The 21,332-nt window shown below is 70.5% G+C and carries 21 protein-coding genes; 10 read left to right on the top strand and 11 right to left on the bottom strand.

Features of this window, described 5'->3' with window-relative positions:
* The first annotated feature begins 62 nt into the window (after nucleotides 1-62).
* The 5 genes from afsQ1 (at nucleotide 63) to HEP85_RS24815 (ending at nucleotide 3,934) form a co-directional block, all read left to right on the top strand.
* Complete coding sequence (gene afsQ1 / locus HEP85_RS24835) at nucleotides 63-740, top strand: two-component system response regulator AfsQ1 (protein WP_211118247.1); 678 nt, start codon at nucleotides 63-65, stop codon at nucleotides 738-740.
* Nucleotides 737-2,314, top strand: a complete 1,578-nt coding sequence (locus HEP85_RS24830; RefSeq protein WP_168529900.1) for a HAMP domain-containing sensor histidine kinase — start codon at nucleotides 737-739, stop codon at nucleotides 2,312-2,314. The genes afsQ1 and HEP85_RS24830 overlap by 4 nt, the downstream gene beginning before the upstream one ends.
* Nucleotides 2,311-2,940, top strand: coding sequence for a hypothetical protein (locus tag HEP85_RS24825; RefSeq protein ID WP_168529899.1), 630 nt, complete (start codon nucleotides 2,311-2,313; stop codon nucleotides 2,938-2,940). The genes HEP85_RS24830 and HEP85_RS24825 overlap by 4 nt, the downstream gene beginning before the upstream one ends.
* A 148-nt stretch (nucleotides 2,941-3,088) precedes the next feature.
* Nucleotides 3,089-3,640, top strand: a complete 552-nt coding sequence (locus HEP85_RS24820; protein ID WP_168529898.1) for a VanZ family protein — start codon at nucleotides 3,089-3,091, stop codon at nucleotides 3,638-3,640.
* 93 nt (nucleotides 3,641-3,733) lie between these two features.
* Entirely contained in the window at nucleotides 3,734-3,934 is a 201-nt protein-coding gene (locus tag HEP85_RS24815) for a PspC domain-containing protein (protein WP_168529897.1), read from the top strand.
* A gap of 44 nt (nucleotides 3,935-3,978) precedes the next feature.
* Here HEP85_RS24815 and HEP85_RS24810 read toward each other — a convergent pair whose 3' ends face one another.
* Nucleotides 3,979-4,332 (bottom strand): ATP-binding protein, encoded by a 354-nt coding sequence (locus HEP85_RS24810; protein ID WP_369657827.1) that lies wholly within the window; start codon nucleotides 4,330-4,332, stop codon nucleotides 3,979-3,981.
* Between the two features lie 141 nt (nucleotides 4,333-4,473).
* A complete protein-coding gene (locus HEP85_RS24805) occupies nucleotides 4,474-5,628 on the bottom strand; it encodes an adenosine deaminase (RefSeq protein WP_168529895.1) in 1,155 nt (384 codons plus the stop codon).
* Between the two features lie 113 nt (nucleotides 5,629-5,741).
* On the opposite strand from HEP85_RS24805, the gene HEP85_RS24800 reads away from it, so the two are divergent.
* The gene (locus HEP85_RS24800; RefSeq protein WP_168529894.1) at nucleotides 5,742-6,503 is read left to right on the top strand and encodes a S9 family peptidase; all 762 of its coding nucleotides are present in this window, start codon (nucleotides 5,742-5,744) and stop codon (nucleotides 6,501-6,503) included.
* On the opposite strand, the gene HEP85_RS24795 is transcribed toward HEP85_RS24800, so the two are convergent.
* The gene (locus tag HEP85_RS24795) at nucleotides 6,497-7,504 is read right to left on the bottom strand and encodes a LysR family transcriptional regulator (RefSeq protein WP_168529893.1); all 1,008 of its coding nucleotides are present in this window, start codon (nucleotides 7,502-7,504) and stop codon (nucleotides 6,497-6,499) included. The genes HEP85_RS24800 and HEP85_RS24795 overlap by 7 nt on opposite strands.
* A gap of 62 nt (nucleotides 7,505-7,566) precedes the next feature.
* Here HEP85_RS24795 and HEP85_RS24790 point away from each other — a divergent pair, with 62 nt between their 5' ends.
* The gene (locus HEP85_RS24790; RefSeq protein WP_168529892.1) at nucleotides 7,567-8,850 is read left to right on the top strand and encodes an MFS transporter; all 1,284 of its coding nucleotides are present in this window, start codon (nucleotides 7,567-7,569) and stop codon (nucleotides 8,848-8,850) included.
* Nucleotides 8,851-9,054: 204 nt separating this feature from the next.
* Nucleotides 9,055-10,047 carry a sigma-70 family RNA polymerase sigma factor gene (locus HEP85_RS24785; protein ID WP_168529891.1) on the top strand — a complete coding sequence of 331 codons (993 nt, stop codon included), beginning with the start codon at nucleotides 9,055-9,057 and terminating at the stop codon, nucleotides 10,045-10,047.
* Here the strand turns inward: HEP85_RS24785 and HEP85_RS24780 are convergent.
* Nucleotides 9,949-10,335, bottom strand: coding sequence for an STAS domain-containing protein (locus HEP85_RS24780; RefSeq protein ID WP_168529890.1), 387 nt, complete (start codon nucleotides 10,333-10,335; stop codon nucleotides 9,949-9,951). The two genes, HEP85_RS24785 and HEP85_RS24780, sit on opposite strands and share 99 nt — an antisense overlap.
* A gap of 147 nt (nucleotides 10,336-10,482) precedes the next feature.
* Between HEP85_RS24780 and HEP85_RS24775 the strand changes: the two genes are divergently transcribed.
* The gene (locus HEP85_RS24775; RefSeq protein ID WP_168529889.1) at nucleotides 10,483-11,403 is read left to right on the top strand and encodes an AEC family transporter; all 921 of its coding nucleotides are present in this window, start codon (nucleotides 10,483-10,485) and stop codon (nucleotides 11,401-11,403) included.
* A gap of 479 nt (nucleotides 11,404-11,882) precedes the next feature.
* Here HEP85_RS24775 and HEP85_RS24770 read toward each other — a convergent pair whose 3' ends face one another.
* The 6 genes from HEP85_RS24770 to HEP85_RS24745 all read right to left on the bottom strand — a co-directional run bounded on the left by HEP85_RS24770 (nucleotide 11,883) and on the right by HEP85_RS24745 (nucleotide 19,040).
* On the bottom strand, nucleotides 11,883-13,166 hold the full coding sequence (locus HEP85_RS24770; protein WP_168529888.1) for a thymidine phosphorylase: 1,284 nt from the start codon (nucleotides 13,164-13,166) through the stop codon (nucleotides 11,883-11,885).
* Between the two features lie 81 nt (nucleotides 13,167-13,247).
* On the bottom strand, nucleotides 13,248-13,691 hold the full coding sequence (locus tag HEP85_RS24765; protein ID WP_168529887.1) for a cytidine deaminase: 444 nt from the start codon (nucleotides 13,689-13,691) through the stop codon (nucleotides 13,248-13,250).
* A complete protein-coding gene (locus HEP85_RS24760) occupies nucleotides 13,688-14,950 on the bottom strand; it encodes an ABC transporter permease (RefSeq protein WP_168529886.1) in 1,263 nt (420 codons plus the stop codon). The genes HEP85_RS24765 and HEP85_RS24760 overlap by 4 nt, the downstream gene beginning before the upstream one ends.
* A complete protein-coding gene (locus HEP85_RS24755; RefSeq protein ID WP_168529885.1) occupies nucleotides 14,947-16,077 on the bottom strand; it encodes an ABC transporter permease in 1,131 nt (376 codons plus the stop codon). The genes HEP85_RS24760 and HEP85_RS24755 overlap by 4 nt, the downstream gene beginning before the upstream one ends.
* The gene (locus HEP85_RS24750; RefSeq protein WP_168533987.1) at nucleotides 16,074-17,735 is read right to left on the bottom strand and encodes an ABC transporter ATP-binding protein; all 1,662 of its coding nucleotides are present in this window, start codon (nucleotides 17,733-17,735) and stop codon (nucleotides 16,074-16,076) included. The genes HEP85_RS24755 and HEP85_RS24750 overlap by 4 nt, the downstream gene beginning before the upstream one ends.
* A 255-nt stretch (nucleotides 17,736-17,990) precedes the next feature.
* Nucleotides 17,991-19,040 (bottom strand): BMP family protein, encoded by a 1,050-nt coding sequence (locus HEP85_RS24745; RefSeq protein WP_168529884.1) that lies wholly within the window; start codon nucleotides 19,038-19,040, stop codon nucleotides 17,991-17,993.
* A 370-nt stretch (nucleotides 19,041-19,410) separates the two neighbouring features.
* On the opposite strand from HEP85_RS24745, the gene HEP85_RS24740 reads away from it, so the two are divergent.
* On the top strand, nucleotides 19,411-19,755 hold the full coding sequence (locus HEP85_RS24740; protein WP_168529883.1) for a hypothetical protein: 345 nt from the start codon (nucleotides 19,411-19,413) through the stop codon (nucleotides 19,753-19,755).
* 157 nt (nucleotides 19,756-19,912) lie between these two features.
* On the opposite strand, the gene HEP85_RS24735 is transcribed toward HEP85_RS24740, so the two are convergent.
* A complete protein-coding gene (locus HEP85_RS24735; protein ID WP_168529882.1) occupies nucleotides 19,913-20,980 on the bottom strand; it encodes a BMP family protein in 1,068 nt (355 codons plus the stop codon).
* Nucleotides 20,981-21,332 lie beyond the last annotated feature (352 nt).

Below are 21,332 nucleotides of genomic sequence, written 5' to 3'. Positions count from 1 at the left end.
GAGATGGGTGGGAGCGCTCCAACTGTCGAAAGACCCCCTCACCATGGGCCAGAATGACGTCCGTGCCTTCCCTGTTGCTGATCGAGGACGACGACGCCATCCGTACGGCCCTGGAGCTCTCTTTGACGCGCCAGGGACACCGTGTGGCCACCGCTGCCACCGGCGAGGACGGTCTGAAACTGCTGCGCGAGCAGCGGCCGGACCTGATCGTGCTGGATGTGATGCTGCCCGGCATCGACGGGTTCGAGGTGTGCCGGCGTATCCGGCGCACGGACCAGTTGCCCATCATTCTGCTGACCGCGCGCAGCGACGACATCGACGTGGTGGTCGGGCTGGAGTCCGGCGCCGACGACTATGTCGTCAAGCCGGTGCAGGGGCGGGTGCTCGACGCCCGTATCAGGGCCGTGCTGCGGCGCGGTGAGCGCGAGGCCACCGACTCGGCGACGTTCGGCTCCCTCGTCATCGACCGGGCGGCGATGACGGTCACCAAGAACGGCGAGGACCTGCAACTGACGCCCACCGAGCTGCGGCTGCTCCTGGAGCTGAGCCGCCGTCCCGGACAGGCGCTGTCCCGCCAGCAGTTGCTGCGGCTGGTCTGGGAGCACGACTACCTGGGCGACTCGCGTCTGGTGGACGCGTGCGTGCAGCGACTGCGCGCGAAGGTCGAGGACGTCCCGTCCTCCCCCACGCTCATCCGTACGGTCCGTGGGGTCGGCTACCGGCTGGACAGTCCTCAGTGACCCCACCGCAGGACAAGCTCCGCGGCTGGGCCGCGGCGCGCAGGGCGATACTGGCGGGTCTGCGCTTCACCAGTCTGCGGCTGCGGCTGGTCGTGGTCTTCGGACTCGTCGCGCTCACCGCCGCCGTGTCGGCGTCCGGCATCGCGTACTGGCTCAACCGCGAGGCCGTGCTGACGCGCACTCAGGACGCGGTGCTGCGGGACTTCCAGCAGGAGATGCGCAACCACGCGAGCCTGCTGCCGGTCCGTCCGGCGCAGGACGAACTGCAGCGCGCCGCCGGGCAGATGGCGAACAGCAGCCAGCGCTTCAGCGTGCTGCTGGTGGCCCGGGACAGCAGCGGCGGGACCGTGGTGGGCAATTCGGAGCTGGACACCTTCACGCTGGAGGACGTGCCCGCGTCCCTCCAGAAGGCGGTGAACAAGGAACAGTCGCTCTCCTCGAACAACAAGTCGGCCTATCACCTGTACTGGCAGCGCGTCACCGACCACGACAAGCCGTATCTGGTGGGCGGCGCGAGGGTGATCGGCGGAACCACGACCGGTTACATGCTCAAGTCGCTGGAGCCGGAGGCCAAGGACCTCAACTCGCTGGCCTGGTCGCTCGGTATCGCCACCGGCCTCGCGCTGATCGGCTCGGCGCTGCTCGCGCAGGCCGCCGCGACGACGGTCCTGAAGCCGGTGCACCGCCTCGGTATCGCCGCCCGCCGCCTCGGCGAGGGCAAGCTCGACACCCGGCTGCGCGTGTCGGGGACGGACGAACTCGCCGACCTGTCACGGACGTTCAACCACACGGCGGAGGCGCTGGAGAAGCGCGTCGAGGACATGAGCGCCCGTGACGAGGCGTCCCGCCGTTTCGTGGCGGACATGTCCCACGAACTCCGTACGCCCCTGACCGCGATCACCGCGGTGACGGAGATCCTGGAGGAGGAGCTGGACGCGGAGACCGGCAGTGTCGATCCGATGATCGAGCCCGCCGTGCGTCTGGTCGTCAGTGAGACACGCCGTCTGAACGACCTGGTCGAGAACCTCATGGAAGTCACCCGCTTCGACGCGGGCACCGCCCGGCTCGTCCTCGACGACGTGGACATCGCCGACCAGATCACCGCCTGCATCGACGCCCGCGCCTGGCTGGACGCGGTGGACCTGGACGCGGAGCGCGGCATCATGGCGCGTCTCGACCCGCGCCGTCTGGACGTGATCCTGGCCAACCTGATCGGCAACGCGCTCAAGCACGGCGGCAGTCCGGTGCGTGTCTCGGTCCGCGAGGAGGCCGACGACCTCCTGATCGAGGTCCAGGACCACGGTCCGGGCATCCCCGAGGACGTCCTGCCGCACGTCTTCGACCGCTTCTACAAGGCGAGCGCGTCGCGCCCGCGCTCCGAGGGCAGCGGCCTGGGGCTGTCGATCGCCCTGGAGAACGCGCACATCCACGGCGGCGAGATCACCGCCGCGAACGCGCCCGAGGGGGGAGCGGTCTTCACGCTCCGGCTCCCGCAGGACGCCTCGGAACTGCTCGCCGACGACGAGCGCGAGCGGAACCGGAACGGGAACGCCACGAAGGGCAGCGCCGGATGACGACCGTACGACGTCGAGGCGCGCTCCGGTGGCCGGCCGTCCCGCTCCTCGCGCTGCTGCTCGCGGGCTGCGGCATCCGTTCCACCCAGGTCCCCACCGACTTCGGCCCGGCGCCCTCCCGGGTCCCGTGCACCCTGTCCGGCCCGGACGTCTCCACCCAGGCCTCCCGCGGCATCCCGGTGCAGGTGTTCCTGCTCTGCTCGGGGCAACTGGTGACGGTCGACCGTTCCGTGCGGGTGCCCGACGGCGCGACGGAGAGCGCGCGGCGCGTCCTGGTGGCGCAGGGGCTCCTCGACGAGCTCGCCGGGTCGCCCTCCACCCCGGAGCAGCAGGCGGGGTACACGACGGACGTGCGCGGCGGTATGACCGTGAGCGGACCCCGCCCCCGGGGCACCGGGGAGCCGGAGGACACGCTCCGGCTGAGCACCCCGCCCCGGGAGCTGACCCCGGCGGCCCTGGCCCAGCTCGTCTGCACCTTCTCCGACTCCGCCGCGGCGCAGGACGACGGTTCGGTGGTCCTCGGCGGCCCCGACGCGACTGCGCCGCGCCGTTACCAGTGCACCTCGGACGTCCGCTCCGACCCCGGCACGAAGGCCCCGCCCTCCACGGCGGTCGACGGCGCCTGACCGTCGGGCCAGGGGTGTGTCCCCGGCCGCCGCGGAGAGCCGGGAGACCGGCCCGGGGACCCGTGGGTGTGGCGCACGCCTCACCTCTGTGCGCCAAGCCCGCCGCCGAGCCGGAACCGATCCGGCCGGCCGCCGCGTCTTGGGAGGCGTGCAACGTCAAGGCGAAGACGGCGGCAGCGCCGTGATCCGCGTCCGTGCGGCAGGAGCTCTCCTCCTCGTCGCGCATCTCGCGCTCGTCGCCTGGATCACGCTGCGGCCGCTGGACGTCCCCTGGGTGAGCCCCGCGAACCTGCGCCCGTTCGCCGGTATCAGGGCGGACCTGGCCCTGGGCGCCGCGCAGGCCGCCCGCCGCATCGGCGAGGGACTGGGGCTGCTCGCCCCGCTCGGTGTTCTGCTCCCGTTGGCGGGTGGCAGACCGGCCTCCTCCCCCCTCGGGTCCCTGGTCCGCACGGTCGCCGCCGGCGCCCTGCTCTCGCTGGGCATCGAACTGCTGCAGACCGGTGTTCCCGGGCAGGTCGTGGACGTCGACTCGCTGCTGCTCAACACCGTCGGCGTGGCACTGGCCCATGTCGCGGTCGTGCCCGCCGCCAGGGTGGGTCTCCGCCGCCGGGCCGAGACCAGGCGCCGTGCGGCCCTTCCCCGGGAGGACACGGCTCAGGGTCGGACCCCGACGATTCCCAGGGTCGGCATCGCACCGTAGAGCGACGCTTCGTCCGCTTCGTCACCGTAGCGTTGAAGACATCGAGGCCGGGCATCCGGCACACGGTCAGGCACGGTTCACGAAGGAGTCCTCATGAGCGCCCTTGCCCGCCCCACCAACGGCCGCATGATCGGCGGAGTGTGCGCAGCGCTGGCACGGCGCTTCGGCACCTCCGCGACGACGATGCGGGTGATCTTCGTACTCTCCTGTCTGCTGCCCGGCCCGCAGTTCCTGCTCTACATAGCGCTGTGGATCCTGTTCCCGTCCGAGGACGAGGTCCGCACCGCCTGGTAGTCACGCGTCGTCGCGTGTACGGGCCGGAGCCCGGACGGCGTGGGTCAGCCGAGCGGCAGTCCGTTCACCGGCAGTCCGTGCGTCGGCAGGCCCTGCAGCGGCAGACCGCCGAGCAGCCCGGCCACCGGCGCGGTGGGGCCGTTCGCGAGCACCTTCGCGGCGGCGGGCTGGGCGGCCGTCACACCCGCACCGAGCGCGCTCTGACCCTGGGCAAGCGCCTGACCCGCGCCCGGCAGCGCATTGGCCACACTCTGCGCGGGCAGCGCCTGGGTGACGGTGTCCAGCGCCGAGGAGGCGTCGGGCACGGCCGGTGCCGCGTTCGCGGCGCCGGCGCCGGCGGCGGCGAAAGCGGCACCGAGAGCGGCGACACCGAGGGTCTTGGCAGCAGACTGCTTCATATGGAATGCGTCCTTGGATCCGTGTGACGGGGATGTGAGCGGTCCAAAACCGTAAACACGCAAAGCGGCACTCCGCAAACATCGAAAACCGGTCGAGTCATGGAGAACGCGTGAAGACCCGACCGTCCCCCGCCACACCGATCAGGCCTGATTCTCCAAGGAACCCCTGGTGGAAGCAGTCTGCTGGAACAGCCATTCGGCCTTCAGCTCGGCATACCCCGGCTTGATCACGTCATTGATCATCGCAAGGCGTTCATCGAAAGGAATGAATGCTGACTTCATAGCATTGACCGAGAACCACTGGAGATCGTCGAGTGAATAACCGAACGCGTCGACAAGGTGCTCGAATTCGCGGCTCATGCTCGTCCCGGACATGAGCCGGTTGTCCGTGTTCACCGTGGCCCGGAAGTGCAACCGCCGCAACAACCCGATCGGGTGCTCCGCGTAGGAGTCGGCGGCCCCGGTCTGGAGGTTGGAGCTGGGGCACAGCTCCAACGGGACGCGCTTGTCACGGACGTACGACGCGAGGCGCCCGAGCGTCACCGTGCCGTCCTCCGCGACCTCGATGTCGTCGATGATCCGGACGCCGTGGCCGAGCCGGTCCGCGCCGCACCACTGGAGCGCCTGCCAGATGGACGGCAGCCCGAAGGCCTCGCCCGCGTGGATGGTGAAGTGGTTGTTCTCGCGCTTGAGGTACTCGAACGCGTCGAGGTGCCGGGTGGGCGGGAAGCCGGCCTCGGCCCCCGCGATGTCGAAGCCGACGACACCCGAGTCCCGGTAGCGGTTGGCCAGTTCGGCGATCTCCAGGGACCGGGCCGCGTGCCGCATCGCGGTGAGCAGCGCGCCCACCCGGATGCGGTGACCGTTCTCCCGCGCCAGGCGCTCGCCCTCCCGGAAGCCCTCGTTGACCGCCTCCACGACCTCTTCGAGGGTGAGCCCGCGCTCCAGATGCTGCTCGGGGGCGTAACGCACCTCGGCGTAGACGACCCCGTCCGCGGCGAGGTCCTCGGCGCACTCGGCCGCGACCCGCACCAGCGCCTCACGGGTCTGCATGACGGCGCAGGTGTGCGCGAAGGTCTCCAGGTACCGCTCGAGGGAGCCGGAGTCGGCGGCCTCCCTGAACCAGACGCCGAGTTTGCCGGGGTCGGTCTCGGGGAGCCCGGAATAGCCGCTCTCCCGGGCGAGTTCGACGATCGTCCCGGGGCGCAGGCCCCCGTCGAGGTGATCGTGCAGCAGGACCTTGGGCGCCCGGCGGATCTGTTCCGAGCTCGGGGTGTTCCGGATCTGGCTCGTCATTCGCGCACTGTAGCCCCTACGCGCGTAGATGTTCCGTCGTCCCGATCCGTCGATATGTAACGGTGACCCGGCGGACGGGTGGCGTACACCGTCACTTCTGACACTGTTCTGTCATGGCACAGCAAGCGACGCCGGTACGCAGCGCCCGGCTGGGGAGGGCACTGGGCCCGGAGCCGACCGCGGTCAGCGGAGTGGTCCTGCTGCTCCCGGGCGGCGACGAGACCTCCGGCCGCCGGCCTTCCCCGATGTGGGCGACCGCCTCCGTACGCGCGTTGGGCCGCCGCCTCACGCGCGCGGGACAGACGGAGGGGCTGGCCGCCCATGTCGTGCACTACCGCTTCCGCGGCTGGAACGGCAGCGAGGCACATCTCGCGGGCGACGCGTCCTGGGCGGCCGACGAGGTCGTACGCCGTTACGGCGACGTTCCCGTCTGCCTCGCCGGGGTCGACATGGGAGGCCGGGCGGCGCTGCGCGCGGCCGGTCACACCGCCGTCAACTCCGTGCTGGCGCTGGCACCCTGGCTGCCCGAGGAGGACGTGGCGGCGCCACCCGAACCGGTGAAGCAGCTCACCGGGCGGCGCGTGCTGATCGTGCACGGCACCAACGACGAGCGCACCGACCCGGAGCTGTCCTTCCGGCTCGCCGCCCGCGCCAAGAAGTCCAACCGGGACGTCTGCCGCTTCGAGGTCCACTCCGACGGGCACGGGTTGCACCAGCACCGGTCCGAAGTCCACGCGCTGGCCGAGGACTTCGTGATGGGGGCGCTGTTCGGGCGCGGGCTGTCGCGCCCGCTGGAGGACGCGCTCGCGGCGCCACCGCCGCTGGGCCTGCGGATGCCGCTCGCCTCGGGCTTCGGGAAGGCGCTGCGTCACTGACGGCCGTCCCGCGCCCTGGAGGGCTGCTCCCGGTGCTCCCCGTACCCCTGGTCCGGGAGCAGGCGGCCCCGTCGTGACAGCAGGAACTTCTTGAAGGCCGCCACGGGCGGGGTGTCGGGGTGGCCGTCCAGCCACGCCACCCCGATCTCGCGGACCGCGCGCGGAGCGGTGACCGTCAGTTCGACGACTCCGGGGCGGGGCACGGCCGGTGGCGGCAGCAGGGCGACGCCGAGACCGGCGGCGACGAGACCACGGAGCGTCTCGGTCTCCTCGCCCTCGAAGGCGATCCGCGGCTTGAATCCCGCCTCCTGGCAGAGGTCGTCGGCGATGCGCCGCATGCCGTAGCCGGGTTCGAGGGTCACGAAGGTCTCGTCGGCGGCCTCGGCCAGCCGGACCCGCCGGCGGCCGGCGAGCCGGTGGTCGGCGGGGACGACGAGCCGCAGCTTCTGCTCGTCGAGGAGGCGGCCGACCAGGTCGGGCGCGTCGGGCACGGGTGAGGTGAGGCACAGGTCCAGCTCGCCCGAGCGCAGTCGCTCCAGCATCGCCTCGCCGTAGTTCTGGACGAGGCTGAAGCGGACCCGGGGGTGGTCGGCGCGGAAGGCCCGGATGAGCCCGGGGACGGTCTCCGAACCCATCGTGTGCAGGAAGCCGAAGGCGACCTTGCCGGTGGCCGGGTCGGCGTCCGCGCGCACCTCGTCGGCGGCGCGCCCGATCTCGGCGAGGGCCCGTTCGACGGACGAGAGGAACGTGCGGCCGGCGGGGGTGAGGGCGACCGTACGGCCACGGCGCGCGAACAGGTCGACGCCCAGGTCCTGTTCGAGCCGGACCATGGCCCGCGACAGGGTCGACTGCGGGACCCCCATCTCCTGCGCGGCCCTCGTCACGTGCTCGGTGCGGGCGACCCCGGCGAAGTGCGCGAGCCGCGGGACGAGGACAGCGACGATGTCTTCTGTGTCACTGGACGGTGACAGGTGACCCTGTGACCTCTGCTGATGCGCCATGGGAACGATTATGGCGATTCCATGCATTGGACGGATGAATGTCGGGACCTTACGTTCGAAGCATGCCTTCCGCCAGTACCGGGGCGTCCACCACCGTGGACGCCGCCGCAGCCGCCGTCCCCGCGTCCGCCGACTCCCGTCTGGCCCCGGGCGGGCCCGGCTACCGCCGGATGAGCTTCGCCCTCTTCCTCGCCGGTGTCGCGACCTTCGCGCTCCTCTACTCCACGCAGGCCCTCCTCCCGCTCATCTCCACGGACCTCGGCGTGACCGCGAGCCAGGCGAGCTGGACGGTGTCGGCCGCGACGGGCGGCCTCGCGCTCTTCGTCCTCCCGATGAGCGCGCTCTCGGAGCGCTACGGACGGCGTACGTTGATGACGGCGTCGCTGGTGGTCGCGGTGGCGGTCGGGCTGCTCGTGCCCTTCGCGCCGTCGATCGGCGCGCTGGTCGCGCTGCGCGCGGTGCAGGGCGCGGCGCTGGCGGGGCTGCCCGCGTCGGCGACGGCGTACCTGGCGGAGGAGGTCCGTCCCAAGGCCCTGATCACGGCGATCGGCCTCTTCGTGGCGGGCAACAGTGTCGGCGGGATGAGCGGACGGGTCATCACCGGCTGGGTCGCGCAGGAATGGGGCTGGCGGATCGCCGTCGCGACGATCGGCGTGATCGCGGTGGCGTGCGCGGTGGCCTTCCGGCTGCTGCTGCCCGCACCCCGGCACTTCACACCGGGCTCGCCGCGGCCGCGGGCGCTGCTCCGCACGGTCCGCGACCACCTCGCCAACCCGCTGCTGTGCCGGCTGTACGCGATCGGCGCGCTGTTCATGATGGTCTTCGGCGGGGTCTACACGGTGATCGGCTACCGCCTGACCGACGCCCCGTTCTCGCTCCCCCAGGGCGTCATCGGCTCCATCTTCCTGGTCTACCTGGTCGGTACGGTGTCGGCGTCGACGGCGGGCCGACTGGTCGACCGCCTGGGCCGGCGCGGCTCCCTCTACCTGGCGGGCGGTACGACCACCGCCGGGCTCCTCCTCTCGCTGGCCGACTCCCTCCCGCTGGTCCTGCTCGGCCTGGTCCTGATCACCGCGGGCTTCTTCGCGGGCCACGCGGTGGCCTCCTCGTCCGTGAGCCACACCGCCAAGGAAGGCCGCGCCCAGGCGTCCGCCCTCTACCAGTCCGCCTACTACATCGGCTCCAGCGCCGGCAGCACCCTCGGCGCCGTCGCCTTCCACGCGGGGGGCTGGGCCGGCACGGTGGCGCTCGGGCTGCTCGCGGTGCTCGGCGTCGTGTCGATCACCCTCTTCGGCTCGCACGCGGCGCGGGTCCAGGCGGCCCACAAGCCGGTCCTGGCCCACTGAGCCGGCTCGCCGGAGGACGTCCGGCGCGGCATCGTCGAACGCGTGGGCGAAGGGCGTGGACGTCCGTTCAGGTCCCGGGGCAACCGGTCCGGCCTGCTCCTTTTCCCACTTCGTGGGCCATTGTCAGTGGGCTGCGGTAGCTTCCGAGGTGCCGGCGCAGCGAAGCGGCGGCGCGACGGGAACAGCCACAGGGGTGGGTTGGCCATGAGCGAGGGCACGGCGACGACGACAGACCTGGACGTCCGGCTGGAGAAGCACCGGGTCGAGCTGACCGGATACTGCTACCGGATGCTCGGCTCCTCCTTCGAGGCGGAGGACGCGGTGCAGGACACGATGGTCCGCGCCTGGCGGAGCTACGACAAGTTCGAGGGCCGCTCGTCGATACGCTCCTGGCTGTACCGGATCGCCACGAACGTGTGCCTGGACATGCTGAACGCCGGCAACAGAAGGGCCCGGCCCATGGATCTCACCGGCCCCTCCCCGCTCGCCCAGGCGGCACTCACCCCGCGCCCGGACAACACCTGGCTGGAGCCGGTGCCCGACGCGCGTGTGCTGCCCACCATCAGCGACCCGGCCGAGGCGGCGGTGGCCAAGGAGTCGGTGCGGCTCGCGTTCATGGCCGCCCTCCAGCAGTTGCCGCCCAAGCAGCGGGCCGTGCTCATCCTGCGCGAGGTCCTCGCGTGGAAGGCGAGCGAGGTCGCCGAGCTGCTGGGCACCACGGTCGCCTCGGTCAACAGCGCGCTGCAGCGGGCCCGCGCCACCCTCGCGGAGCGGGAGGGCACCGCGGGCGCCGTCTGCGACCCGCTCGACGAGGAGCAGCAGAAGCTCCTGGAGCGCTATGTCGCCGCGTTCGAGGGCTATGACATGACGGCCCTGACCGCGCTGCTCCACGAGGACGCGATCATGACGATGCCGCCGTTCGACCTGTGGCTGCGCGGCCCCGGCGACATCACGGGCTTCATGACGACGCTCGGCGCCTCCTGCGCGGGTTCGCGCCTGCTCCCGGTCTCGGTGAACGGCCTGCCGGGCTTCGCGCACTACAAACCGGACCCGGAGAAGGGCGGCTTCGGGGCCTGGGCGATCCAGGCCCTGGAGATCTCAGACGGCCGGATCACCGGGTTCCACTGCTTCCTCGACACCGAGCGCTGGTTCCCGCTCTTCGGACTGCCCCTCCAGCTCGAAGCGGAGGCCCACTAGATCGAGGAGGGCGCGCAGCGGCGGGGCCGGATCGCGCAGACGTATGCGTCCGCCGGCCCGGCGGGCGGCGAGTTCCATCCTGGCCAGGGCGTCGACGGTGGCGAGTCCGGGCGGCCCGAGCCCGGCGACGTCACAGACGACCACTCCGCCGCCCGTCGCCGCCAGCCGCGCGCGCACGTCGTCACAGAGCCGCGGCACCTCGTCGCGGGTGACGGGCGCGGGCAGCACGAGTACGGCGGGTGTCATGGCGTCCACGGTCGGTAGACCGGCCGGAGGGCCCGAACTCATCGGGGCCTCACGGCCGCCCACGCCCGGCCGCGTGCCATAAGGATCACATTGACCCGCGCCCGCCCTTCCCCGGAGGGTTGGGTGTATGCCCCACGAACCCGCGCCCGACCGTCCGCCAGGCCACCTCCCGTCCCACAAGGGGGAGCCGTGCAGGGGGTGTTGACCGGGTTCGCGGTGATCGCCGTCGTCATCGGCGTCGGCTGGCTGATCGGCCGCCGGGGCTACCTCGGGGAGAACGGCCGGGAGGTGCTGACCAAACTCGCCTTCCATGTGGCCTCACCCGCGCTGCTGTTCACCACGCTCGCCCGCGCCGACCTTTCGGTGATCTTCTCCAGCCGGCTGCTGGTCACCGCCATGAGCACCGCCGCGGCGGCCGGCGCCTTCGTCGTGGTGGGCGCCGTACGCGGCTGGGGTGTGGGCCGGACGACGATCGGCGCGCTGTGCTCCAGCTATGTCAACTCGGGCAACCTCGGCATCCCGATCGCGGTGTACGTGCTCGGTGACGCGTCGCTGGTCGCGCCGGTCCTGCTGTTCCAGCAGATCGTGGTCACGCCGGTCGCGCTGACCGTCCTGGACCTGTCGGGGCCGGGCGAGAAGGGTTCGGTGTGGCTGCGGCTCGTCACCCCCCTGCGCAATCCCATCGCCGTCGGCTCGCTCGCCGGGGTCGCCGTGTCGGCGAGCGGTCTGGGGGTGCCGGGGCCGGTCATGGACCCGCTCACCCTGATCGGGAACATGTCGGTGCCCGCGGTGCTGCTGGCGTTCGGCATCTCGCTGTGCGGCAGCACGCTGCCCGGCCGTGGCGCGGACCGGCACCCGGTGCTGCTGTCCGTCGCGCTGAAGGCGGTCGGCCAGCCCGCGGTGGCCTGGGCGCTCGCGGCCGGCGTGTTCGGGCTGCACGGCGCGCCCCTGCTCGACGTCGTGGTCACCTCGGCACTGCCCGCCGCCCAGAACCTCTTCACCTACGCCTCGCGCTACCGCGTCGGCGAGACACTCGCCCGCGAGTCGATCCTGCTGTCGACGATCCTGTCCGTCCCGGCCCTCGTGGTGATCGCGACCACGCTCGGCTGACGCACACGCCGACGATGCCCGGCACCCCCCATTCCCCGCACCCGGCGACGCACGCGAGGGGCCGTGCCGGTACGTCGCAGCCCGTCGCTTACGCCCGGATCGAACAACGGCCCCCCACCCGGCCCACGCCTGATCCAGCGGCGACGGGCTCGACGTACCGGCACGACCCCGCCCCACCACCCCGGCCGCCGCCCGCACCCGCACTCGCACCCGCACCCGGCGACGCACGCGAGGGGCCGTGCCGGTACGTCGCAGCCCGTCGCTTACGCCCGGATCGAACAACGGCCCCCACCCGGCCAACGCCTGATCCAGCGGCGACGGGCTCGACGTACCGGCACGGCCCCGCCCCACCACCACCCGCACCGTCCCCCTCGCCCGCACCGGCCAGAGGTGCGCGCACCGAACGGGGCCGGATCGCAGACGAAGAGGGGCCGGCGCACCCGGCGCCGGCCCCTCCTGAGACGTGTTGCGACGAAACGTCAGGCGATCCGGTCCAGCACGATCGGGTTCGCCTTGAACTCCGTGCCCGGGGCCCCGATGTCGTACGAACCCTCGACCGACTCCAGCGCGTACGCGAAGCGCTCGGGGGTGTCGGTGTGGAGGGTCAGCAGGGGCTGGCCCGCGGTGACGGTGTCACCGGGCTTGGCGTGCAGCTCGACGCCGGCGGCCGCCTGCACCGGGTCCTCCTTGCGAGCACGCCCGGCACCCAGCCGCCAGGCGGCGATGCCGATGTCGTACGCGTCGAGGCGGGTCAGCACGCCCGAGGACGCCGCCGTCACCACGTGCTGCTCGCGCGAGGTGGGGAGTTCGGCGTCCGGGTCACCGCCCTGCGCGGCGATCATGCGGCGCCAGACGTCCATCGCGGATCCGTCGGCGAGGGCCTTCGCCGGGTCCGCGTCCTTCACGCCCGCCGCGTCCAGCATCTCGCGCGCCAGGGCGATGGTGAGTTCGACGACGTCCGAGGGGCCGCCGCCGGCCAGTACCTCGACGGACTCCCGTACCTCGAGCGCGTTGCCGGCCGTCAGGCCCAGCGGGGTCGACATGTCGGTCAGCAGCGCGACCGTGCGCACCCCGTGGTCGGTGCCCAGGCCGACCATCGTGGAGGCCAGTTCCCGGGCGTCCTCGATGGTCTTCATGAAGGCGCCGGTGCCCACCTTCACGTCGAGCACCAGCGAGCCCGTACCCTCGGCGATCTTCTTCGACATGATCGAGGACGCGATCAGCGGGATCGCCTCCACCGTGCCCGTGACGTCACGGAGGGCATAGAGCTTCTTGTCCGCGGGGGCCAGACCGTCGCCCGCCGCGCAGATGACCGCGCCCGTGGTGTCGAGGACGTGCAGCATCTCCTCGTTGGAGAGCAGGGCCCGCCAGCCGGGGATCGACTCCAGCTTGTCGAGCGTGCCGCCGGTGTGGCCGAGGCCGCGCCCGGACAGCTGCGGCACCGCGGCACCGCAGGCCGCGACCAGCGGAGCCAGCGGGAGCGTGATCTTGTCACCGACGCCGCCCGTGGAGTGCTTGTCGGCGGTCGGACGGGACAGCGAGGAGAACTCCATGCGCTCGCCCGACGCGATCATCGCGGCGGTCCAGCGGGCGATCTCGCGGCGGTTCATGCCGTTGAGCAGGATCGCCATGTTGAGGGCGGCCATCTGGTAGTCGGCGACCTCGCCGCGGGTGTACGCGTCGATGACCCAGTCGATCTGCGGGTCGCTGAGCTCACCGCGGTCCCGCTTGGTGCGGATGACGGAGACGGCGTCCATGGCCATGACTTTCCTTCCGAAGACTTCCGAACATCCGCGGCCCCTCCCGACCCGGTCGTCCGGTCGTCGGGAGGGGCCGCGGAGGCGTTACTTGGTGAGATTCTCCGGCCCGAAGGCCTGCGGCAGCATCTCGGAGAGCGGCAGGATCCCGGCCGGCGTCTCCACGAGCAGGTCGGGGCCGCCGAACTCGTACAGCAGCTGGCGGCAGCGGCCGCACGGCACGAGGATCTCGCCCCGCCCGTCGACGCAGGTGAAGTGCGTCAGCCGGCCGCCCCCGCTGTTCTGCAGCTGGGAGACGAGACCGCACTCGGCGCACAGCCCGAGCCCGTACGAGGCGTTCTCGACGTTGCAGCCGGTGACGGTCCGGCCGTCGTCGACGAGCGCCGCGACACCCACCGGGAACCCCGAATAGGGGGCGTAGGCACGGGACATGGCGTCCCGCGCGAGCTCCCGCAGGGCCTCCCAGTCGGCGTCCGCGGATCCGGCTTCCTGAGATCCGGGCGCCGCGGATCCGGCCTCCGGGGAGGTCACTTGCCCTGTCCTCTCCGGTACGGCAGGCCGTCCGCCTTCGGCATCCGCAGATGCTGGGCGGACAGCGAGAGCACGAGCAGGGTCACGACGTACGGAGTGGCGCTCACGAACTGCTGCGGGACCTCGTCGGTGGCGAGGTACCAGACGAACATCAGCGCCGAGACCACGGCGGTGACGACCGCGGGCACGACCCGCTTCTTCCAGGCCAGGTAGGCCACGGCGAACACCAGCAGGATCGCGAGGAGCAGGATCAGCGCGTGCACGTTGGTGCCGCCGCCGCGCAGGTTGAGGCTGTCGGTGTAGCCGAACAGGCCCGCGCCGAGGGCGAGGCCGCCCGGCATCCAGTTACCGAAGATCATCGCGGCGAGACCGATGTAGCCGCGCCCGGCCGTCTGACCGTCGAGGTAGACGTTGGACGCCACGATGGACAGGAAGGCGCCGCCGAGGCCGGCGAAGCCACCCGAGATGATCACGGCGATGTACTTGTACTTGTAGACGTTGACGCCGAGGGACTCGGCGGCCACCGGGTTCTCACCGCAGGAACGCAGGCGCAGGCCGAAGGCCGTGCGCCACAGCACCCACCAGGTCGCCGGGACGAGGGCCACCGCGACGAGGGTGAGCGGCGACAGGTCGGTGACCAGTCCGCCGAGCAGGCCCGCGATGTCCGAGACCAGGAACCAGTGCTTCCCGTTGATGGTGGACAGCCAGCTCGAGAGCCCTGGGATGTCGAAGGTGCCGAGCGAGTCGATCGGCGGGGACTGCTTGGAGGAGCCCTGCGGCGCGTCCTCGAAGGTGAACTTGGAGAGGTAGCGGGTGGTGCCGAGCGCCAGGATGTTGATGGCCACACCGGAGACGATGTGGTTGACGTTGAAGGTCACGGTGGCGATGGCGTGCAGGATGCCGCCGAGGCAGCCGCCGATGATGCCGAAGGCGACACCGGTCCACGGGCCCCACTGGTAGCCCGCCCAGGCGCCGAACCAGGTGCCGAGGATCATCATGCCCTCGAGGCCGATGTTGACGACGCCCGCGCGCTCGGCCCACAGACCGCCGAGACCCGCGAGGCCGATCGGCACCGCGAGGCGCAGCGCCGTGGACATCTGTCCGGTGGAGGTGATGCCCTCGGCGCCGGTGATCAGGCGGACGATCGAGGTCAGGATCAGTACACCCGCGATGACGAGCAGGAGTACCGGTAGGGACATTCGGCGGCTGCCCTTGCCGGGCTGCTGCGCCTGCGGCTTGGCGACGGTCGCGGTGCTCATCGGGCAGCCACCTCCTTCGGGGAGTTGTTGTTGGCGGCGGCCGCGGCGGCCAGTTCCTCGCCGACCCGCTTCTGCTGGCGACGCAGGCCCCAGACACGTACGGCCTCGTACGAGATGACGACCGCGAAGACGATCAGGCCCTGCATGATCGTGGCGATCTCCTTCTCGTACGCCACCGGGGTCGCGTAGTCGAGAGCCGGGGACGCCTTGTCGAGGAAGGCCCACAGGAGTGCGGCGAGGGCGATGCCGCCCGGGTTGTTGCGGCCGAGCAGCGCGATGCCGATGGCGGTGAAGCCGAGGCCGGCGGGGAAGCTCAGGCTGTAGGTGTGGGCGTCGCCGAGGAGAAGCGGCAGCCCGGAGAGACCGGCGATCGCGCCGGAGATCAGCATCGCGGTGAGCACCATCCGCTTGGCGTCGACACCGGAGGCGGCGGCGGCCTCCTCGGAGGCGCCGGTGGCGCGCAGGTCGAAGCCGAAGCGGGTGCGGTTGAGGACGAGCCAGTACAGGACGCCCAGGAGGACCGCGAGGAAGACCATGCCGTAGATCTCGCCGACGTCCGAGCCCAGGTTGATGCCGGGGAACCAGCCGGACTTCTTCATGATGCCGGTCGTGTTGTTGTTGCCGACCTGCACACCCCAGATGTTCTCCGCGGTGAGGTAGCCGATGAGGCTGGTGGCGATCGCGTTGAGCATGATCGTCGCGACGACCTCGCTCACTCCGCGGGTGACCTTCAGGAGGCCCGCGATGCCGGCCCAGAAGGCGCCCGTGCACATGGCGACGATCATCAGCACGGGGATCTGCAGGAAGGACGGCAGCGCGAGGTGCGCGCCGACCACCGCGGTCATCATCGCGCCGAGGCGGTACTGACCGTCCACACCGATGTTGAACAGGTTCATGCGGAAGCCGATGGCCACACCGAGTGCCGCGATGTAGTACAGCGACGCCTGGTTGACGATCAGTACCTGGGTGTCGGAGTACGTCGCCTGCTGAAGCATCAGGGAGTACGGCTCGAACGCGCTCTTGCCCGAGGCGAGCAGCACGACCGAGGTCAGTGCGATCGCCGTGACGAGCGCGATGACCGGGCCGGCCACCGCGAGGAGCACGCGCTCCTTGTCGAACTTCTTCATCGGGCCTCGTCCTCCGGGGCGGCGCTTTCCGCTACGTGCTCCAGGTGTCCGGAGGCGGCGCCGGTCATGGCCGAGCCGAGTTCCTCCGGGGTGACGGTCGCCGGGTCGGCGTCCGCCACGAGCCTGCCGTTGTAGATCACCCTGAGGGTGTCGGACAGGCCGATCAGCTCGTCCAGGTCGGCCGAGATCAGCAGTACGGCCAGGCCTTCGCGGCGGGCCTCGCGGATCTGGTCCCAGATCGCGGCCTGCGCGCCGACGTCCACACCGCGGGTGGGGTGGGCGGCGATCAGGAAGCGCGGCTTGTGGCTCATCTCGCGGCCGACGATCAGCTTCTGCTGGTTGCCGCCGGAGAGAGAGGCGGCGGTGACGTCGATGCCGGGGGTGCGGACGTCGTACTCCTCGACGATCCGCCGGGTGTCCTCCTGGGCGCCCTTGATGTCGAGCCAGAAGCCCTTGGCGTTGGGGCGCTCGGTGACATGGCCGAGGATGCGGTTCTCCCAGAGCGAGGACTCCAGCAGCAGGCCGTGGCGGTGACGGTCCTCGGGGATGTAGCCGATGCCCTGCTCGCGGCGCTTGCGGGTGGGCCAGCCGGTGATCTCCTCGCCGAGGAAGGAGACGGAGCCCGCGTCGGCGTGCTTGAGGCCGATCAGCGCGTCGATGAGCTCGGTCTGGCCGTTGCCCTCGACACCCGCGATGCCCATGACCTCGCCCGCGTGGATGGTGAAGGTGACGTCGTCGAGAACGCGTCGCACCGCGGCGGCGGTCTCGGCCTTGGCTTCCGTGACCAGACCCGCGCCCGTCGGCTCGGCGAGCTCGCCGAGGGAGGCGCCGCCCTCGGCGTAGGCGGTGAGGCCCTCGACCTCGATCACCGGCTTGTCCGTGACGGTCGACTCGGCGGTCTCCGGGGTCGGCAGCTCACTGCCGACCATCATCTCGGCGAGCTGGCGGGGGGTGGTCTCGGCCGGAACGGCGGTACCGACCGTCGTACCGCGCCGGATGACCGTGATCTCGTCGGCGACCGACAGGACCTCGCCCAGCTTGTGCGAGATGAAGATGACGGCCAGGCCCTCGGACTTGAGCTCGCGCAGGTTGTCGAAGAGCGCGTCGACCTCCTGCGGCACCAGTACGGCAGTGGGCTCGTCCAGGATCAGGGTGCGGGCGCCGCGGAAGAGGACCTTGAGGATCTCGACGCGCTGGCGCTCGGCGACGCCGAGGCTCTCGACGAGCACGTCCGGGCGGACGTTCAGCCCGTACCGGTCCGAGATCTCCTTGATCTTCTTACGGGCGCCGCCGCCGATGCCGTACAGCTTCTCGCTGCCCAGGACGACGTTCTCCAGGACGGTGAGGTTGTCGGCGAGCATGAAGTGCTGGTGGACCATGCCGATGCCGCGCGTGATGGCGTCGGCGGGCGACGAGAAGCTGACCTGCTCACCGTCGACGGCGATCGTCCCCTCGTCCGGCTTCTGCATGCCGTAGAGGATCTTCATCAGCGTCGACTTGCCGGCACCGTTCTCGCCGACGAGGGCGTGGACCGTCCCTTTGCGGACACTCAGATGGATGTCGTGGTTGGCCACCACACCCGGGAACCGCTTGGTGATCCCCGCCAGCTCGACCGCTGTCGACTGCGCGGTGAGGGGAGGGCTGCTGGACGCGTCGATGGCGCACTCTCCTTGGAAAAGGGGCCATCTACGCGCGTAGCGCCCCTGCTTTAAATAGTGCCCGGACGGACCGAAGCTGATCACTTTCGATCAGTTCCGATGCGATCCGAGCATTTTGCCGCGCGAACGGGGCGCGAGGAGTCATCCTCCCCACACCCCGTTCCGTGGCCGTAACGCTGCCATTACAGCGTCGCCATGGCCATGGTTTCGACGTCTGGTGATGACGTCGTGACCTGGCGGGGATCGAGACTCGGATCAGGAGGTCTTGACCGTGATCGAGCCGTCCTTGATGCCGGCCTCGGCCTTCTTCAGCGCGGCCTGCAGGTCGGCGTTGTTCTTGAACGCCGGGTTCGAGTCGGCGAGGCCGACACCGCCGGTGGCGAGGCTGGCGCGGACGACGCCGGTCGCGGGCTTGCCGTCCTGCACCGACTTCGCGAGGTTGAAGACCGCCCCGGCGACGTCCTTGGTGGCCGAGGTCAGGATGTAGTCCTTGTACTTGGCCAGCGCGTTCTGCTTGTACTGGTCCGAGTCGACGCCGATGGCCCACACCTTGTGCGCGGCGGCGGACTGGATGACGCCCTGACCGGACAGGCCCGCGGCGGCGTAGAGCACGTCGGCGCCCGCGTCGATCTGACCCTCGGCGGCGTCCTTGCCCTTGTCGGGGCTGGCGAAGCCACCCTCCTGGGGGGTCTGCGTCAGGTACTGCGACTCGATCTTGATCTTCGGGTTGACCGACTTGGCACCCTGGACGTAACCGGCCTGGAACTTGTGGATCAGCGGGATGTCCACGCCGCCGATGAAGCCGATGTGGTCCTTCTTGGTGGACTTGGCCGCGGCCACGCCCGCCAGGTAGGAGGCCTCCTCCTCGTGGAAGACCATGTCCGCGACGTTCGCGGCCTTGTCCTGGTCGTCGTCGATGATGCCGAAGGTGATCTTCGGGTACTTGGCCGCGACTTCCTTGATCGCCGGCGCGTAGACGAAGCCGACGCCGATCACCGGGTTGTAACCCGACTTGGCCAGCTGCTCCAGGCGCTGCACCTTGTCGGCGTCGGACTCGCCGTCCTGCGGCTCGATGTCCCGGCCGCCGATCTTGAGGTCCTTCTCGGCCTTCTGGAAACCGGCGAACGCGGCGTCGTTGAACGACTGGTCGCCCTTGCCGCCGATGTCGTACGCGAGACCGATGCCCTTACCCTTGGCCGAGCCGCCGCTCGAGGCATCGGTGGACGAGCCGCCACAGGCGGAGAGAGCAACGGCGAGGGATGCGGTTGCAACGCCCGCAACCGCGATTCGGGACACCCGGCGCATGAACGTGACTCCTTTTGTGCAGGCGCCCAGACCAGGCGCTGATTCCGCCGCAGCGTAACGCGCGTAGACATAGCAGAGAACCCACCTTGCCAGAGTGTTATCCGACCGTTTTGAACCCTCGGCGAACGGCCGCCGAACACAGAGGACGCGTCCGCTCGGCAAACCCGCCCGGGATCCGGGCCCGCCACGCACCCCTCCGCTGTCATGTACCAGACCGTCACACATCCCAAGATCCTTCCCAGGATGGATCTTTTCGTCAGGTACTCACCGGAAGAATCCCTGTTCGAGATGCGCATCTCCGCAGGCCGGACCAGCCTGCGGCAGCGGGCCGGACCAGCCTGCGGCAATCGCTTCTGATCCAAGGGGGATCGTGAAACTCAACAAGTTCACCGCAACCGCGATAGGTGTCGGTGTGGTGCTGTCGGGCACCGTGGTCGGTGTCGCGACGCCCGCCATGGCCGCGTCGACCTGTAGCACGCGGATCTCCGCGGACCGCTCGACCGGTTACGCGAAGTGCACCGGGGGAAACACCCGCCTCAGCGAGCACCGCGTGAAGGTGGTGTGCATCGGGCCTCGCGGCGACAAGGCCAACGTGTACGGCAAGTGGGTGAGCACCCGCCACGGCGAGACGTCGAAGGCCGTCTGCACCACCGACCCGAGGTCATCCGGCGTCGAGGTGTACAGGATCACCGTCGAGACTGAGGAACCGGTCTAGCCAGGTCTGGCCGACCGGATTCCATGGTCGGCCGGCCTCCATGAGCGCGCCCGGCACTCGTGGACGGCATGGGACGACCGCACATGCACGGGGGAGCCCCCGGCCCGTACAGCGGGCCGGGGGCTCCCCCACGGTGGTCAGCGACCACGGACACGACTCACGGGTTCGTGTTGACGGTGACCTTGCCGTCGATGATGTCCTGCTTGGCCTTGTCGACCGCCGCGACGACGTCCGGCATGGCCTTGTACTTCGGGTTGGTGTCGGCGAAGCCCACGCCGCCCGACTTCAGGTCACCGCGCACGACGCCGTTCAGCGGCTTGCCGTCGACGACGGACTTGGCCAGGTCGTACACGGCGCCGCCGACGTTCTTCAGGGCCGAGCCGAGGATCCAGTCCTTGTACTTGGCCAGAGAGCTCTGCGCGTACTGGTCGGAGTCGACACCGATGGCCCACACCTTCTTGGCGGCGGCCTGGGAGATCACGCCCTGACCGGAGAGACCGGCCGCGTGGTAGAGCACGTCGGCGCCCTTCTCGATCTGACCGGCCGCCGCGTCCTTGCCCTTGTCGGGGCTGGCGAAGCCACCCTCCTGGGGGGTCTGCGTCAGGTACTGCGACTCGATCTTGATCTTCGGGTTGACCGACTTGGCACCCTGGTCGAAGCCCGCCTCGAACTTGTGGATCAGCGGGATGTCCACGCCGCCGATGAAGCCGATGTGGTTCTTCTTGGTGGCCTTCGCCGCCGCGACACCCGCGAGGTAGGACGACTGCTCCTCGTGGAAGACCAGGTCGGCGATGTTCGCCGCCTTGTCCTGCTCGTCGTCGATGATGCCGAAGGTGATCTTCGGGTACTTGGCCGCGACTTCCTTGATCGCCGGCGCGTAGACGAAGCCGACGCCGATCACCGGGTTGTAGCCGGACTTGGCCAGCTGCTCCAGGCGCTGCACCTTGTCGGCGTCGGACTCGCCGTCCTGCGGCTCGATGTCCCGGCCGCCGATCTTGAACTCCGCCTCGGCCTTCTGGAAACCGGCGAACGCGGCGTCGTTGAACGACTGGTCGCCCTTGCCGCCGATGTCGTAGGCGAGACCGATCCCCTTCCCGGTGTAGCCCGACGAGCTCTTCTTGGAGTCGCTGCCCGTGTCGGTGCTCGACTTGCCACAACCGACCGCCGCGAGGGCGATGACCGTGACGGCCACCGCTGCTTGGGAGAACCTGGTCCTCCGAGACATCAGACGCACAGCAAGCACCCTTCATCCCCACGGCCCGTCGCCGGTCCGCTTCCCCAACACGCCGCACCGCAGCGATTTCGGCGCACAGTAACGCGCGTAGAAGGGGAGGGGAACGGGGTTTCTCCTGGCCGTTACCGAACCGTGCCGCCACCGGGTTACGTTTGCGCGCCACCCGTTACGCCGGGGTGACGCAAGTGGACGAAGGGGCACCGATCGGGGCACCGGACGGACCGGCCGCCGGGTACCCCTACGTCATTTATGAGCCATCTCCGAGTGAGCGTCTCGCGCTCGTGGGACCGCGTCCGGGTCCTGTCCGGCGGATCGTGCCGGACAGGACCTAAAGGGCTCACAG

The sequence above is a fragment of the Streptomyces sp. RPA4-2 genome (assembly GCF_012273515.2).
GTDB lineage: Bacteria > Actinomycetota > Actinomycetes > Streptomycetales > Streptomycetaceae > Streptomyces > Streptomyces kaempferi.
This window is presented reverse-complemented; position numbering and strand designations above follow the sequence as displayed.